This is a genomic window from Alishewanella jeotgali KCTC 22429 (assembly GCF_000245735.1).
Lineage (GTDB): Bacteria > Pseudomonadota > Gammaproteobacteria > Enterobacterales > Alteromonadaceae > Alishewanella > Alishewanella jeotgali.
On record NZ_AHTH01000004.1, the window covers coordinates 41,212 to 58,050 of the forward strand.

At 50.8% G+C, this 16,839-nt stretch carries 12 protein-coding genes; all 12 read right to left on the reverse strand.

The genetic code is table 11. The features are described 5' to 3' along the window. Nucleotides 1-35: 35 nt before the first annotated feature. The 12 genes from AJE_RS01265 to AJE_RS01320 all read right to left on the reverse strand — a co-directional run bounded on the left by AJE_RS01265 (nucleotide 36) and on the right by AJE_RS01320 (nucleotide 16,741). Complete coding sequence (locus AJE_RS01265; protein WP_008608391.1) at nucleotides 36-2,354, reverse strand: efflux RND transporter permease subunit; 2,319 nt, start codon at nucleotides 2,352-2,354, stop codon at nucleotides 36-38. A 1-nt stretch (nucleotide 2,355) separates the two neighbouring features. Beyond that, nucleotides 2,356-3,405, reverse strand: a complete 1,050-nt coding sequence (locus AJE_RS01270) for a WD40/YVTN/BNR-like repeat-containing protein (protein WP_008949306.1) — start codon at nucleotides 3,403-3,405, stop codon at nucleotides 2,356-2,358. Between the two features lie 92 nt (nucleotides 3,406-3,497). Beyond that, nucleotides 3,498-4,862, reverse strand: coding sequence for a DUF1329 domain-containing protein (locus tag AJE_RS01275; protein ID WP_202799363.1), 1,365 nt, complete (start codon nucleotides 4,860-4,862; stop codon nucleotides 3,498-3,500). Nucleotides 4,863-4,875: 13 nt separating this feature from the next. Beyond that, nucleotides 4,876-6,951 carry a DUF1302 domain-containing protein gene (locus tag AJE_RS01280; RefSeq protein WP_008608386.1) on the reverse strand — a complete coding sequence of 692 codons (2,076 nt, stop codon included), beginning with the start codon at nucleotides 6,949-6,951 and terminating at the stop codon, nucleotides 4,876-4,878. A 324-nt stretch (nucleotides 6,952-7,275) separates the two neighbouring features. Further along, nucleotides 7,276-7,500 (reverse strand): DUF2835 family protein, encoded by a 225-nt coding sequence (locus AJE_RS01285; RefSeq protein ID WP_008608384.1) that lies wholly within the window; start codon nucleotides 7,498-7,500, stop codon nucleotides 7,276-7,278. Further along, nucleotides 7,497-10,070, reverse strand: coding sequence for an aminopeptidase N (pepN, locus tag AJE_RS01290; RefSeq protein ID WP_008949308.1), 2,574 nt, complete (start codon nucleotides 10,068-10,070; stop codon nucleotides 7,497-7,499). The genes AJE_RS01285 and pepN overlap by 4 nt, the downstream gene beginning before the upstream one ends. A gap of 65 nt (nucleotides 10,071-10,135) precedes the next feature. Next, the gene (nhaC, locus tag AJE_RS01295) at nucleotides 10,136-11,617 is read right to left on the reverse strand and encodes a Na+/H+ antiporter NhaC (protein ID WP_008949309.1); all 1,482 of its coding nucleotides are present in this window, start codon (nucleotides 11,615-11,617) and stop codon (nucleotides 10,136-10,138) included. A 14-nt stretch (nucleotides 11,618-11,631) separates the two neighbouring features. Further along, nucleotides 11,632-13,038, reverse strand: coding sequence for a sodium-dependent transporter (locus AJE_RS01300; RefSeq protein ID WP_039927859.1), 1,407 nt, complete (start codon nucleotides 13,036-13,038; stop codon nucleotides 11,632-11,634). Nucleotides 13,039-13,121: 83 nt separating this feature from the next. Beyond that, entirely contained in the window at nucleotides 13,122-15,143 is a 2,022-nt protein-coding gene (gene prc, locus AJE_RS01305; protein WP_008949311.1) for a carboxy terminal-processing peptidase, read from the reverse strand. A 17-nt stretch (nucleotides 15,144-15,160) separates the two neighbouring features. After that, nucleotides 15,161-15,991, reverse strand: coding sequence for an RNA chaperone ProQ (proQ, locus tag AJE_RS01310; RefSeq protein WP_237709275.1), 831 nt, complete (start codon nucleotides 15,989-15,991; stop codon nucleotides 15,161-15,163). After that, on the reverse strand, nucleotides 15,960-16,271 hold the full coding sequence (locus AJE_RS01315) for a hypothetical protein (RefSeq protein ID WP_008608374.1): 312 nt from the start codon (nucleotides 16,269-16,271) through the stop codon (nucleotides 15,960-15,962). Before AJE_RS01315 ends, proQ begins: the two co-directional genes overlap by 32 nt. Beyond that, the gene (locus tag AJE_RS01320; protein WP_008949313.1) at nucleotides 16,271-16,741 is read right to left on the reverse strand and encodes a GAF domain-containing protein; all 471 of its coding nucleotides are present in this window, start codon (nucleotides 16,739-16,741) and stop codon (nucleotides 16,271-16,273) included. The genes AJE_RS01315 and AJE_RS01320 overlap by 1 nt, the downstream gene beginning before the upstream one ends. Nucleotides 16,742-16,839 lie beyond the last annotated feature (98 nt).

The window sequence follows — 16,839 nt, forward strand, 5'->3', positions numbered from 1 at the left end:
GGTTTTCATTGCATAATTATTTGCAAAAATATTTTTTAATTATTTTTGCGCCAGAAAAATGCAGCCAGTGCCGGTAGTACTACTATCGCCCCTAACATGTTTACAATAAACATAAAGGTCAACAGGATCCCCATATCTACCTGGAACTTCAGCGCTGAGAATACCCAGGTGCTGACACCTATCGCCAGTGTAATACCGGTAAAGAGTACGGCGCTGCCGCGCTCTTTCAGCGCTTCAAAATAGGCCTGCCGCAGCGGCATACCATCGCGCAGCTGTTGGCTCATCGTCGACAGGATATAGATACCATAGTCAACACCGATACCGACACCCAATGCAATAACCGGTAAGGTCGAAACGGTTAAACCGATTTGTAGCTTGGTCATCAGTGCCGTTGCCAATACCGACACCACATACAGTGGGATGATCACGGCAGCGGTCGCTTTCACAGAGCGGAAGCTCAACAAACAAAGCACGATCACTGCAAGATAAACGTACCACATCATCGGTTGCTGGGCGGCGCTCACCGCCTCGTTGGTTGCGGCCATAACACCGGCAGGCCCGGTGGCTAACATAAAGCGGGTCTCGGCATCACCCAGTTCAGTACCGTGTAGCTTGGCAGCGCGCACAACCCGCTCAATGGTTTCAGCTTTGTGATCTTCCAGGAAAATCATTACCGGCATCACCGAGCAATCGGCGTTTAACAAACCGGTACTGGTTTCAACCCGTGACGAGGCTTGTACCAGGCTTTGGGTATTGCGCGGTAATACCCGCCATTTCGGATTGCCTTCGTTATAGGCGGCGTTAATCACTTTCGATACCGAGGACAAAGACACCGCTGACTGTACGCCGGGCACATTCTCCATTAACCACTGGAACTGATCGATCCGGTCCATAATGTCATGGCTGGTACAGGCACTTGGGATACTTTCAACCATCACATTGATATAGTCTACCGAGATCGCAAAACGGTCGGTGATCAAAAACGTATCTTGGTTATAGCGCGAATCTTCATGTAGCGCCGGTGCGCCGGCATGCAGATCGCCAATTTTCAGTTGCTGGCTCTGCCAATAACCGTAAGCGAACAGCGCGGCTGTACATACCAGGATCACCGCGGCGTAACGACGGGTCGCAAAGGCCGATAACGCATACCAGACTTTCTCGGTAGCCGGGCTTGGCTCTGACACCCGCTGCTGATAGCTCTTGCTAAAGCGCACAAAAGACATTAACACCGGCAACAGGATCAGGTTAGTCAGGATAATCACCGCCACACCCAGACTGGCAGTAATCGCCAGTTCGCGGATCACGCCGATTTCGATAATCAGCAGCGTCAGGAAACCGACCGTATCTGATAACAAGGCCACGCCGCCCGGTACCAGTAACTTACGGAAACTGGCTTGTGCGGCGGCCTTGGCATTCATGCCGGCGGCAACCCTTTTCCCGGTGGAGTTGATCATCTGCACGCCATGGCTGACGCCGATGGCAAATACCAGGAATGGCACCAGAATCGACATCGGGTCGATCCCAAAGCCTAGCACGGTTAACAGCCCCATCTGCCAGACCACCGCAATCAAGGAACAGGCTATCGGTAGTACCGTTAACATCACCGAGCGCGAGAACAGGAACACCATAATAGTCGTAATCACTATGGCGATACCAAAGAACGCCACTACGCCCTTGGCGCCTTCAGCGACATCGCCCACCATCTTGGCAAAACCGATAATATGGACGCTGATCTGCTCACTCTGATATTTACCGCGGATGTCATTTTCCAGCTTGCCGGCAAAGGCGATGGTATTAAGTGGTAGGTTGGTTTCCGGATCGATCTCCAGCAAGGAGGCGGTGATCATCGCACAGCTATAATCATCTGCGACCATGCGACCGACAATGCCCGCTTTCTCGGCGTTTTCTTTAACCCGGGCCAAACCTTCCGCATCGGCGGTAAAATCAGCCGGGATCACCGGGCCACCGGCAAAGCCGTCTTCTACCACTTCAATAAAGCGTGTACTGGGGCTAAACAGCGATTTAACCAGTACCCGTTCCACCCCCGGCGTATACACCACATCATCGTGAGCACGGCGGAAGTTATCAAAGAAGTTAGCATTGAAAATATCGCCACTGGCATCACACATGGCGATCAAGATGTTATTGGCGCCACCAAAATCCTGCTCATGCTTGAGGTAGGTTTGCATATATTCATGCTTGAGCGGAATATTCTTACTAAAGGCCGCGTCGAGCTTGATGTCGGTGGCCCGCCATAATAAAAACAGCGTGGCCAGCGCAAACAGCACCAGCACCGCCAGGCGATGTCGAAACAGGCTATATTCGAACTTATTAACCAGCCAATTTATACTCATATTATTCAGACTTACTTATCGAGGTTAATCTCACACCAGTTTCCGTCACCAGCACCAACTGTCCTGCCAGTGGCAGACCATTTAAAATTGCCCGACCGTCAGTTTGCGACAGATCGCGAAATGTTTGCCCATCATCGCTACTGAGTAACAGGGTGCCGGCATTCCCGGTCAGGAAAAGTTGTCCCTGTTCATCTTCAAAGATGCTATTAAGCGTCGCCGATTGCGGTAAGCTGATATCTTGCCAGCTTTCGCCGTCATCTGTGCTGCGAAACACATTACCGCGTAGCCCCGCTACCAGTAACGAACCCTGCTTGGTGCGATGCACATCAAACAAAGAGCCGTTATAAAAGTTTTCCAGCCGTTGCCAATTTTCTCCGCCATCCTGACTGACAGCAACAAAGCCCGCCTCGCCCACCATCAGGATTTCATCGCCTTGCACCATTAAGCGGTTAAAGTGCGGCAGTACCGACTCGCGCTCCAACAAATAGCTTTCAGGATCAGTCTCTGCTAACTCAGCCAGAAACTCCTGATCTTCTTCCGAAGCCAGTGCCAGATAAAAGGCCTTGTGCCAGCTGTCACCGCCATCCTGAGTGGTATAGTACATGCCGTAAGCACCAATGGCCATGCCACGCTGGCGGTCAAAGAAATAGACATCCATTAACGGCTTGTCGAGTTGTGGCAGAAATTGCTGGATCTGCCAGCTCTTGCCGCCATCCTGAGTGTGCAGAATAGTGGCATCGTGCCCAACGGCCCAACCATAATCCGCATCGACAAAATAAACGGAGGTCAGCAGTGCCTGCACCGGTACCTGCGCCTGCTGCCACTGCCGACCATCAGCACTTAACAATATATGACCGCGTTCTCCGACCGCAGCAAAACCAGCCGTTGGGATCGCGACCACATCCGTCAATAAACTGCGTTCGGCCAGTGGTACCATAAAGGCCGCCTTGGGTGCGGCATCGGCAATTTCATCGTCAGTTTCGGCAACGGCAATGGCCAGATGGGTCAGGGACAACACCGACATACAGCCGGCCAGAAAATACTTATGCATAGCTTAGTTACACGCTCTGATTATCAAGCGCAGGCTGATGCCTGCAGTTAAAAAAAAGGCTGGCTCGAGCCAGCCTTTTTCCGGCACCCGGTTTAGCGGGTACCCTCACGACGCAGCGATGCTGGTGTGAAGTCGTTATCAGATAAGGTGACAGAGAAGTCATACATCTTATCTTCGTTATCCAGACCAATCGCGATATAACGGCGCGAGTTCAGGTCATGATAAACTTCCAGCGTACTCCAGTGCGTTGGTACTTCGTAGTAGTTTAAACCGTGCGCCACGGCAACGCGGTACAGATCACCACGGTTGTCGTACAGATCGGCAACATGGATCTGCCAGCTATCCTCATCGATAAAGAACACCCGTTTGCCATAAACGTGTCGGGTACCCTCTTTCAAGGTCGCTTCCACTACCCAGACCCGGTGTTTCTCATAACGAACATGTTCAGGATTAATATGACCAGGCATCAGAATATCTGAGTACTTCAGATTATTGCTGTGCAACTTGTAGTCATTGTAAGCGATATACATTTCGCGCTTACCTTTTAACTCCCAGTTGTAACGGTCAGGCGAGCCGTTAAACATATCAAAATCATCGGTAGTACGCAGACCATCCGATGCCGTACCTGGCGCATCGTAGGCCACGTTTGGCGCGCGACGCACCCGACGCTGACCGGTGTTATAGGTCCAGGCCTGACGCGGCGTTGCCACCTGGTCCATGGTTTCGTGTACTAATAAAGCAGTACCGGCCAGACGGGCTGGCGTGGTGACGCTTTGCTTAAAGCGGAACAGAATATTTTCAGACTGCAGTACTTCCGGGGTCGCATCCGGGTGGGAATACTTAAACATAATCTGCTCGTCAAAGCCGATAATGGTATAAGCGCCCTGCGCAGTTGGTGCAGCCTGGCCACCATTACGGCTGGCCGCAACACCACGGTAACGGACGACATGGTTCCATATTGCTTCCAGACCGTTGCTTGGGATTGGGAACGGGATACCAATGGCAGCATTACGCAGACCATTACCACCCTCAACTAATTCGGCGTTAGCGGCAATCTTCTTAGTAGCATCATAAAAATATTGTGGAAATGAAGCACTACGACGAGTTGGGTAGATATTCATTTTGAACGTATCAGGATACAGATCAAACAACGCAATCTGCCCCGGGCTCAGGAATTGCCGGTATTGCTCCAGGTTGGCTTTGGTAATAGTAAACAGGATTTTATCATCCGCAAACGGATTAGGATGATGATCACCTGGCTTATAACCCGCTGGTGCTGCCAGAATACCGCCAGTCCACTCTGGAATGGTACCGGCAGCATTACCTGCTTTCTCAGCGCCAACCGGCGTTAAGTCCTGCCCCAGACGCGCCACCTGATCTGCCGGTAACTTTGCCAGAGCATTACAACTGAACACCAGCGCAACAGCTGATGCTAATAGGGTGAGTTTTTTCATAATTCGCGCTCGTCCCTTAAATAGAGTACTTGATATTGAAAGAAATAAAGTCACGGTCAGCGGTGTTATTGGTAGTGCCCACGCCGCCCCAGAACCAGTTATAACTTAATTCGCCAGACCATTTGTTCAGGTAATCGAAAGACACAGCGTAAGACGCAGACTTACGATCTTTAACAAACATAAACAGTGGATCAGGTGTAATACCGTTCACATCATGTGAGAACACCAGACGCTGTGATAAGTTCACCCCAGCAAACACGTTGTTGTAATCCGCCTTGGCTAACACCCGGTAACCCCAGGCCGATGCCGTTGGAAACGGGTTAGTTTCAGGGCCATTCGATAAACCAGTGTGTAAACCTTGTGACGGACCATTAGCACCAATTAATGGCGCGCCGCTACGGTCAGTATTAGGACCATTTAGCCGCAGCACGTCCTGCGCTGGCATATTGTTAATCCGCACGCCACCCACTTCCGCTAACATTGTGAAGTTATCTGCACCCAGCGTCGGGCCAAACAGATGAGTAATGGTTGTTTGTGCTTGCACGGTATCACGTAAGATATAGCCTTGGGCATAATCTCCCGGTGTCGCTTTGGTACCAATAAAACGACCAAGTTGCGAGATACCGACCAGATCCGGACGAATACCGGCATTACCTAGCTGCTCTGGCATACCGGCATACAGAATTTCCACGTCGTCGATCTGTAGCGGTTCATCTTTACGGTAAGCGATTTCACCGGCGACCGAGGTCGTACCCCAGTTGGTGTTAAAGCTAAAGCCGTAAAGTTTGATATCTTCCGGATATTCCAGTAAGCCTTTAGAGAAGGCCCGCAGGTTCTGTACATTGTCTTTGTTCAGATTACCGGCGTTTTGTACCAGATAACCCAGGTCGGCCTGAATCGCCTGCTGGCGGAAATCTGAGGCAATACCTGAGATCACCGGCACCCGGCTGTGATAATTCATGTAATACAGCGCAAACTCGGTATCGCCTAAGTTAGGCGCGAAATATTCCAGTTTAATACCGTACTGACCGCCATCATCGGGCTTAATTTCACCGGCATCACCAAAAGGCCGCAGTGCAACCTTGGTAGGATACGCCAGATAAATTTGTGATGCCTGGGCAGCAGAAATCTGACCGGCCGCTACCGCAGCACCTAAACCATTCAGATTTTGCAGTATGAACGCCAGGTCAATATCCGGGTTACCGGAGAAACCTAACTGAATATTCTGGGCATAACCACCGCGGCCAGCAAAGTCGTTAGTTGAGAAGTAAGTGCCCGGAGGTGGCAGATAGCTTTCCTGCCAGCTGTACTGATAGAACAGCTCTGCTGACAGTTGATCGGTCAGACCGACAGCCAGCGTTACCATACCGGTAGGAATAAAGGCTTCTTTTAAATCCGCACCCGGTGCGCGCAGGATCCCGACGTCGACCGGCGTAATATTGATACCGTGCGGGATAAAGGTGCTTTCACCCCAGCTCAATACCTGATTACCCACCCGGATAGTGACCGGATTCATACCATCGTTAAAGGAGAAATTGCCGTACACAAAGGCATCAAGTAAACGTATATCTTTACAGGCGAGTTCGCGCGAGCGTTTATCGTCACAAGGATCAACCTTGTTACCACTCAGCGGATTAGTATAGGCAAAGCTGCCTCTGTTCATTGCTGTGTCATAGAAGTACATAAAACGGCTAAAGAAACCGATGTTATCTTTCTTAATCGACAACTCGTGCAAGCCTTTAAACATACTACTGAACATATCACCACGGTCGAAATTCAGGTTGCCGGCGTCGCCGTTGCTGGAATAGGCGCCCGGTCTGAGCCAAATTTCGGAGGGAGTATAGATAACGTTAGTCGCAGCGTTGTAACCGGTCCAGTTAAAGCGTGGATGATTGACTTTGGCAATAGTGTCCCAATTACGCTCCTCAGTGCGCCAACTGGCACCGTATGAGAAGGTCGAGTCAAACACCACTTCTACATCACCGAAATTAAAAGTGGCTGCCTGAGCCGGTGCATAAGACAGCGCGAACAGCGCGGTGGCAATACCGGCTGCCAACGGACTTTTTGCAAAGCGGATTGGCCTTTTCTTCATGTTGTTGTCTCCCCCCCTGTCCCGACAGGTAGTGTTATGTGCTTTTTTATTTATTGTGCTGGTAGCTGAGCAGAGCTCAAACCAGTTCCTTTCATTAAAATAATTACATCATTTACCGGCGTTAGCAAGGCTTGCCTAAATGTAAATCTGTTGATTTTTATTCAATTTTTAACCGTATTGCGGTATTAGGCGCTGGCATCGACGGTTTACAGTTTAACCTTGCAGGCCGGACCAGCTACACCTAAAGCTAAGCTAATGAAATTAAAGGTCAAACCAGCTAATAATGCAAGTTAATGTTTTAATCTCTTGTTTAAAGTATAAACTCTAATTAATTTTTTCCAGTTGCAAAAATTCTCCATTGTCCGTTACCGTTAACCGGAAACGGCCACGGATGCCAATGGCGCTGATAAAGGGTTGGAAATGCCGGAAAGCGAGCTGGATCCGCTCGCCACTGTCCGCGGTAACCAGCACGTAGCGCGATTGCCCTTGGTAATAACGCTGACATTTTTCAACTGACAAAAATGCCCCAAACAAATAGCTGCGACTCATACCAGGCTTCTACTAACCTTCTCATACAGGTCATCGGATAGATCACTACGCTTAGCCAATTGCTGTAGTAAGGCGATTAAAATCTGCTGCCGCTGCTGATCATAGCGCTGCCAGGATAACAGCGGCGTAATTAAGCGTGCCGCCAGCTGCGGATTAACCTGATCCAGCCGGCCTACGACATCGGCCAGCAGACGGTAACCCTCACCATCAGCCCGATGAAATTGCGCCGGATTACGCTGTGAAAATGCGCCATACACCGCCCTGACCCGGTTTGGATTCTTCCAGCTAAAGGCCGGATGCTCGGTTAACTGCACCATGGCAGCAAAAACTTGCGCTTTGGGCGAGCTGACGACCAGATTAAAGTACTTGTCCAATACCTGCACATCATCAGCAAAGCGCGCCGCGAAATCCTTTAGCAAGGCGGCTGTTTCAGCTACTCCTGCTAACTGGCCACAACGCAAAGCCGCCAGACGATCGGTCATATTGTCAGCACTGTGGTATTGTTGCTGCATTAAAGCAGCGCCTGCTGCGCCGTGCACCAGATAGCTTAAGCACAGATTCCGTAGCGCCCGGCAGCCGACTTGCGTTTGTTCATAAACATAGGGTGTTACAGTTAAACGCTGGTAACAGGCCAACCAATCTTCATACAAGGCCGTGGCCAGTTGCTGCTGCAGGCTGTCCAGCGCCTGCACCAGCGCCTCGACCGGGATCTGCTGATATTGCTCGGCCAGACTATCAAAATCCGGCAGCTGTAACAGTTCCGCCGTTAACGCCAGATCAGCCAGCGGCTGTTGCAACCAACGGCGATACAGCGCAAGCAAAGCCGGACTTAACGTGGGTAGTTCAGCCGCAGCGATGGTCTGCTGCAACAACTGACTCCAGTATTGCTGCATCGCATCCCAGCGTGCAAAATCATTACTGGCCAGCTCGGCAATGCTCAGCCACTGCGCGGCAGTATACTGGCAATGTAACTTAACCGGCGCGGAGAAATCCTCCAGCCAGACCACTAACGGGTTATCAGCAATGTTATCAAATAAAAATTCGGCCGACTCGGCGCTTAGCACCAATAGTTGTTGCTGGCGGCGGCCCGTTGCGGGTTGCAGGATCTCAATTTTTACCGGGATCACCAAGGGTAACTTTGACAGCTGATCAGCTGTTGCCGCAGTGTGTTGACGCAGCTGTAGTCTAAGCTGTTGCCTATCCGGATCGTACTGACTGGAAACGGTTAATTCCGGTGTGCCGGACTGACTATACCAGCGGCGGAACTGCGTTAGATCCTGACCAGTAGCATCCTGCATGGCCTGCACAAAATCATCACAGGTTACCGCCTGCCCATCATGGCGCTGTAAATACAGACTATGGCCTGCAGTAAAGCCGTCACGTCCGAGTAAGGTTTGCAACATCCGGATCACCTCTGCGCCTTTATCATACACTGTGACCGTGTAGAAATTATTCATTTCCAGCACTTGCGGCGGGCGGATCGGATGCGCCATCGGGCTGGCATCTTCGGCAAATTGGGCAGTACGGATCAGCTTTACCGCATCAATCCGGGTCAGGGTGGCAGAGGCCATATCGGCGCTAAACTCCTGATCGCGAAATACTGTTAAGCCCTCTTTTAAACTCAGCTGAAACCAATCGCGGCAGGTGACACGGTTCCCCGTCCAGTTATGGAAATATTCATGACCGATAATAGATTCGATATTAAAGTAATCGCGATCGGTGGCAGTAACATCATCTGCCAGTACGTACTTGCTATTGAAAATATTCAGCCCTTTATTTTCCATCGCCCCCATATTAAAAAAATCAACGGCGACGACCATATAGCGATCCAGATCATACTCCAGACCAAAGCGCTGCTCATCCCAACGCATCGCCCGCATCAATGACGACAGCGCAAAACCGGCACGACTGCCCTTACCTTTCTCGACAAAAAACTCCAGCTCTACCTCACGGCCACCGGCAGTGGTAAAACGATCAGCCAACCGGTCAAAATCGCCGGCAACCAGCGCAAACAAATAACTGGGTTTGGCAAAGGGATCATGCCAGGTAACCGCTGTACGGCCATCGGCCAGTAGCTCGGTTGCAACCTTGTTACCGTTCGACAGTAAAAACGGCAACTGCACCGTATCAGCGACCAGCGTAGTGGTAAATACTGACAGTACATCGGGTCGGTCCGGGTAATAGGTGATCCGCCGAAAGCCCTCTGCCTCGCATTGTGTGCAATATACCCCTTCTGCCAGATATAAGCCTTCCAGCGCAGTATTCTGCTCAGGATTTATTTCAGTAACCAGTTGCAGGCTACCGCTTGCCCCCGGATCGGTGATCATCAGTCCTTTGTCATTCAGCTGATACTCTGTCTGCTGCAGTGGCTGCCCATTCAGCTCGATACTGATTAAGGTTAAGGCCTGACCATCTAACCACAAAGGTCCTGCACTCTGGCGTCGGAATACTAACTCAGACTGCACGCGGGTTGCGGTCGGATGCAGCTCAACCCGCAACCTGGTTTGCTCAATCACAAAGGCCGGGATCTGATAGTCCGCTAAACGTTTTGGCTGACGAAGATCGCTCATACGATATATTCCTACTTCTACTGCTGTCTGATGTTAAAAAGCCTGAATCACTTCAGGCTTTTTTGCTAGCTATTTTTACCGGCTAAGATGGGGGCAACCGACTCCGGCGGCGTTAGGCGTAAGATCTTAATACCCAGATAGGCATAGATCACCGCCAGCACCGGATTAATCAGGTTAAAGAAGGCATAGAACAGGTAATCCAGTGGATTAACGTTCAGTACGCCGTGCATATAGGCACCACAGGTATTCCACGGGATTAAAGGGCTGGTAATGGTGCCGCCATCCTCCAGTGCCCGCGACAGATTAACCGGCGCCAGGCCCCGGCGCTCATACTCTTCTTTATACATCCGACCCGGCATCACAATCGACATATACTGATCAGCGGTTAAGATATTGGTCGCCAGCGAAGTTGCCATAGTGCTGGTAATTAACGAACCTGTACTGCGCGCAAAGGCCAAAATCGACTCGACAAACTTACGCAGTAAACCAATATGCTCAACCACAGCGCCAAACATCATGGCCGAGAAAATTAACCAAATCGTATTCAGCATGCTGGCCATACCGCCACCACTTAGCAAACTGTCCATATCGTCATTGCCGGTACTGATACTAAAACCGGCAAACAGTGTCTGCCACACCAGTTTAAATACCGCCACCAGTGCCGGTAATTGCTCATCCGCTAAGCGGCTAATCAGCTCTTGCTGGAAAAATAGCGCCCAGACACCACCGAGTAAAGCACCGATAAAGACCGTCGGAAAAGCCGGGATCTTACGCATCGCCATCAGCAGTAGTACTGCCAGCGGGACCAATGTCCACAGACTAATATTAAACTGACTCTGCAACACGGCACTGATTTGCTCAATGTGCGCCAGGTCGGCACTGACGGTACTGTTAAAGCCGATCAGCACAAAGCCAAGCAACGCCAGTACTATGCTGGGAATAGTGGTCCACAGCATATGCCGGATATGCTGGAACAGATCGGCACCCGCGACAGCCGGCGCCAGGTTAGTGGTTTCACTCAGTGGCGAAATCTTATCGCCAAAATAAGCGCCTGAGACAATGGCACCGGCGGTAATAGCCGGCGATAAACCCAGGCCGGTCGCGACACCAATCAACGCCACACCTATAGTCGCGGCAGTGGTCCAGCTACTGCCGATACTCATGGCCACAATACCACACAGAATACAGCTGGCGGCATAGAACCAGCTCGGGCTAAGCAGCTGTAAACCGAAATAAATCAGCGTAGGAACAGTACCAGACAACAGCCAGGTGCCAATCAACGCGCCCACCGCCAGCAGAATTAATACCGCTGCCAGCGATAGCGAAATCCCCTTTACCATGGCCTGTTCAATCGACTGCCAGCTATGGCCATTTTTCAGGCCAATCACCACGGCAACCGCAGCCGCAATAAAGAGCGCAATTTGGTTCGGGCCATAGGACGAGTCATCTTTAAACAGGATCACTGACGCTGCCAATAAGGCAATCAGCACCACCATCGGCAGCAATGCATCAAGCAAACTCGGCGCTTTTTGTGTTGTGTTATCCATTTGCTGCTTCTCCGTTAGTTGCCGCTAAAGGCACGGAAGATATCCAGCACCCCAATCAGATTGAAAAACACAATAATCACTGCTACCGGCGTGATCCAACGGATAGCAAAGCGCCAGCACTGATACGCCAGCTTGCTGGTCGCCAACTCTTCACGGCTGGCCCGCTCCGACATCACCCAACCGGTAAAGATCGCGATAAAGAGCCCACCAATTGGCAACATAATTGCCGAAGTCAGATAATCTTTCAGTTCAAATAAACTGGCAATAGGTTTGCCGAGCAGAGTCCAGTCCAGCGTCGCCCAGGCAGCACCAGAGAATGAGAACACCGTTGCCAACCCGAGCAACCATAAAGAGATACCAGTACCTAATGTTGCCTGGTAACGCTTTAAGCCTTTCGTTTCAACCAGCCAGGCAACGGTCGACTCGATCATTGCTATGGCGGAAGTGAAGGCCGCAAAGACTAACATGACAAAAAACAGCGTACCAAATAAGGTACCAAAGGGCATAGCACCGAAGGCAATCGGTAAGGTAACAAAAATCAGGCCCGGGCCCTCGGCCGGGGTTAAACCATAACCGAATACCAGCGGAAAAATCGCTAAGCCGGCCAGTAAAGCCACAGCGGTATCACAGAGCGCGATTAATAGCGTGGTTTTGCCGATAGACACATTAGACGGTAGGTAAGCACCATAAATAATCATTGCACCTGAGGCCAGGCTTAAACTAAAAAAGGCATGCCCAAGCGCCAGCAGTACCCCATTCATAGTCAGCTTGGAGAAGTCAGGCTTAAACATAAACTCCAGCGCTTCGGCAAAGGCGCCGTTTAAAGCAGAGTAGATTGCCATCAATAACAACAACACAAACAACGCTGGCATCAGATAATTAACGGCTTTTTCCAGCCCCTTATGCACACCGCGGCCAACCACATAGATCGTCAGTGCCAGTACGACGGCGGAGAATCCCATTAATAAATAAGGATTACTGATAAACTGGCCAAATTCAGCGCCGACTTCGGCGGCTGGCATATCAACAAAGGTGCCGACGGCCGTTTTGTACACATAGTACAGCGCCCAACCGGCGATCACGGCATAGAACGACAGGATCAGGTAGCTGGCCGCCAGGCCACTCCAACCGGCGAGTTGCCAGCGGGTACTAGCATTGGCTTCCAGTGCCAGGGTTTTCACCGATAAACCGGGGCTTTGCCGGCCACGCCGGCCAATCAGCACTTCCGACATCATCACCGGAATACCGATTAGAAAAATACATAACAGGTAGACCAATACGAAGGCACCGCCGCCGTTTTGTCCCATAATGTAGGGGAATTTCCAGATATTACCTAAACCGACTGCAGCTCCGGTGGCTGCAAGAATGAAAGCCAGACGGCTCGACCAGAGGCCGTGCACGGATTGACGAGTTCCCGACATAGTTAACCTTTATAATTATTATGTTGTTGTAATACGTATTATTATTGAGAAAAGGCGGTAAAAACCGCCTTTTCTTGCTTTGGCTATTTCTTCGCCAGCCGGTTTAACTGCAACCAGTCAGACGTAATATAAGCGGCCTCTTCCAGTAGTGGATCCAGCTTGGTCAGTACTTCCGGCGCATCATCTACCGACTTCACGGTAGGCAGGGCCAACCGCTTCAGACGCTCATTAGTGCGCTGTAGTGCTCGCGCTTCGTCGGCTTCGCGTTTGGCAATCCGCTCCGCTTTGTTCAGTGAAATGCGTTTATCATCTTTCTGTTGTTGATATTCAGCAATATCCGCCAGCAGATAACTAAACTCTACTTCATTGGCAATGCGTTGCTGATGTTTCTTCACCAGGGCCGGTACCAGCTGCTGAATGTCCTGCTGCGCACTATACTGTGCCGGGGCTATGGCATCCCAGGGTAAAGCATAATCTTCTTTGCTCTCACCCCATTCCGCCGGATCAATCGCCGATGGGAAGCTGATATCGGGGATCACACCCTTGTGCTGAGTACTGCCGCCGTTAATGCGGTAGAATTTGGCCATCGTATACTGCACGCTACCCAATGGCTGCTCAAACATATCGTAGATGCGGCCAATACCACGGTGCTGCTGCACTGTACCCTTACCGAAGGTTTGCTCACCAATCACCAGGGCCCGACCATAGTCCTGCATCGCTGCGGCAAAGATCTCAGACGCTGAAGCACTGTACCGGTCAACCAATACCGTTAGCGGACCATCATAGTAAGAAATGCCATCGCGATCGCCATTTAAGTCAATTTTGCCATCACCGTAACGGATTTGTACCACCGGACCGCGTTCAATAAAGAGGCCGGTCAGTAGCGTCGCTTCCTGCAGTGAGCCGCCACCGTTACCACGCAAATCAACAATCAGTGCCTCGACTTTCTGTTCATTGGCTTCGGTCAGCAACTTTTTCACATCTTCAGACAGGTTATTGTAAAAGCCCGGAATGGTAATAACACCTACCTTGCTTTGTAACTCGCCCAGCTTCGGCTGTAACACTTCAAATTTTGCAGCCCGATCTTCCAGTCGGATCTTGTCGCGCACAATCTCAACGATCTGTGTTTGATTATTCAGATCACTGCCACCTAACACCTGTAACCGCACCCGGCTGCCTTTGGGACCTTTAATTAAATCCACCACGTCATCCAGGCGCCAGCCCACCACGTCTACGAAGTCTTTGTTATCCTGCGCCACACCAATAATCCGATCCTTCGGCTTTAGACGCTGGGTTAAGTCTGCCGGACCACCGGGTACCAGACTCTGGATCACGGTATAGTCTTCTTCAGCACGCAGCACGGCACCAATACCTTCCAATTGCAGATTCATATCCTGCTGGAAGCGCTCTGCATTGCGCGGCGACAGATAAGAGGTGTGCGCTTCCACTGCCCGGCCGAACGAATTCATCACCAGCTGGAAAACGTCTTCGCTATTGGTTTGCATTAAGCGTTTTTGGGTATTGCGGTAACGCTTTTCCAGGATCTCTTTCGCTTCATCCAGCTTTTTGCCAGTCAGCTTCAGATTCAACAGGTCAAACTTGACTCTCTGCCGCCATAACTCATCCAGCTCGGCATTATCGACCGGCCAGGCCGCATCTTCACGATCGTAGACATAATAGTCATCGGCTTCAAAGTCATGCTCCTGCGCCAACTGGGCAATGGCAAAGTCAAAGCGTTCAAAACGGCGACGCTGCGCCAGATTAAACATATCAAAAGCGAAACTCAGATTGCCGCGGTTAATCGCATCGTCAAACTGATTACGATATTGCTCAAACTGCGCCACATCACTGGCCAGCAGATGATTGCGGAAAAAATCGAGGTTTTTTAGGTAGAGGTCGAAAATTCGCCCTGACAGCTCATCATTTAACTGTACCGGAATATAGTGAGCCCGGGTAAAGGTGGCTGCGACACGCTTACTTGCCGTGGCATGCTGCGGTGACTGATTGATCACCGGCAAGGCATTGATATCCGGCGGACTCACCGACTCCGCTGCTACACCTAAAGCTAAAAATAATCCAACCGCTATCAGGGAAAATTTCTTCATAACTCTCTCGTTTTACGTCAGGCTTGATACAGGCTATCCTGACGGGTTTTGATGACCATGCCTGAACTCAACTGCACTGTCACATCAGGCAAATTGACTTCGGTTACCGTCGCCGGCATTGGGCTTGAACCAAGTTTAACCAGCACCGCTGCCCCTACTTTCAGCTGTTCAGCAACCAAGGCTGTTAGTTGTACTACTGGCTGTACCACTGCAGGCTTTTCTGCTGCACGGGCTGGTTTTGCCGACCGCTGTGCAGCATTAGAGGCTGCTTTTGGATTTTTGTTCGCGTTTTTTTGTACCGGTCTTGCCACTTTGTCTTTCGCAGCTGCTCTGTCAGCCTGAGGCTTAGCAGTTTGCTGTGCCCGTTGCTCCTGCTGTTTTACCTTACGTTTCTCAGCGGCTTTTTGTTTACTTTCCGCCAATAATTTTGCCGCATGCTCTGCCTGTTGGGCGTCAATCAGCTCGGCCGGTTGGCCTTCCAAATCAATCCGGTTTACGCCTTCTTTAGTCGCCTCCAGGTAACGCCAACTGGACGTGTAAACGCGCAGCGCCTGGCGCAGCTGGGTTTTACTCACCGTCGCGTTTTCACCTAAGCGGGCGGCCAAGTCCTGAAAGATACCGACTTTTAATGGCTGTAAAGGTCCGCTGCTAATAAAGCATTTCGGAAAGCTCTGACATAGAAATGCCAGTACATCTTTAACATTAGCAGGTTTTTCTGATGTCGGAACAGCTTGTTGCTCGGTTGTTACTTGTTCCAGGGTTGTTGCTTGTTCCGGGGTTTCAGCCGTTACGGGGGTTGCAATGGTCATGCAGCATTCACTCTTCTTCGTCAGCAGCAGGCTCGTCATCAGCCATGCCTTCTTCTATTTGTTGTTGGATATAGGACAGCGCCCAATCAATCAGTTCGTCTTCGTCAGCGTCCAGTAATACCGTATCGCCGCGCAGCTGTTCCCACAATTGTGGCATCAATTGCTGGATTTGGGTAATACTCAGGCTGTCAGGCAAGGCATCCCATACACTATGCACTATGGCATTAAACTTATCGGCAACCAGCTCTTCTTCGCCGTCCCAGTCACCGACTTCTTCCACCTGCAGCAGGTAATCCTGTACCGAGAGCAAGTCTTTCATCAGGCGGCAACCAAGGCTTGTTCAAACGCAGCAACCAAGGCAGCCAGGCCTTGCTGATCGACGTCGTCAAAGCGGTTAAGTGACGGACTGTCGATATCCAGTACCGCAATAATGTCACCACCTTGCCTTACCGGTAACACAATCTCTGAATTACTGGCGGCATCACAGGCGATATGACCCGGGAATTCATGCACATCGGCAACGCGTTGGATTTCCCCCGTTGCGACACAGGTACCACAGACGCCCTTGCCCACCGGGATCCGTACACACGCCACCTTACCCTGGAACGGGCCCAGTACCAGTTCCCCCTGACGCATAATGTAAAAGCCTGCCCAGTTTAAATCAGGCAGGCTTTGAAATAATAAAGCACTGAAATTGGCCATATTGGCAATCACATCGGTTTCTTCCTGCAGCAAAGCCTTAGCCTGCTGCAGCAATTCAGCATAGAGTGCGTGTTTTTCGCTCGACATCTTCGTTCGTAAAGTGAGTTAGGGTCAAAAGCAGTACATTACTTGTTTTAAGCACTAATTTAAACCTTTTTTAGCGCGTCGCGCTGGCGGCCAGGCGC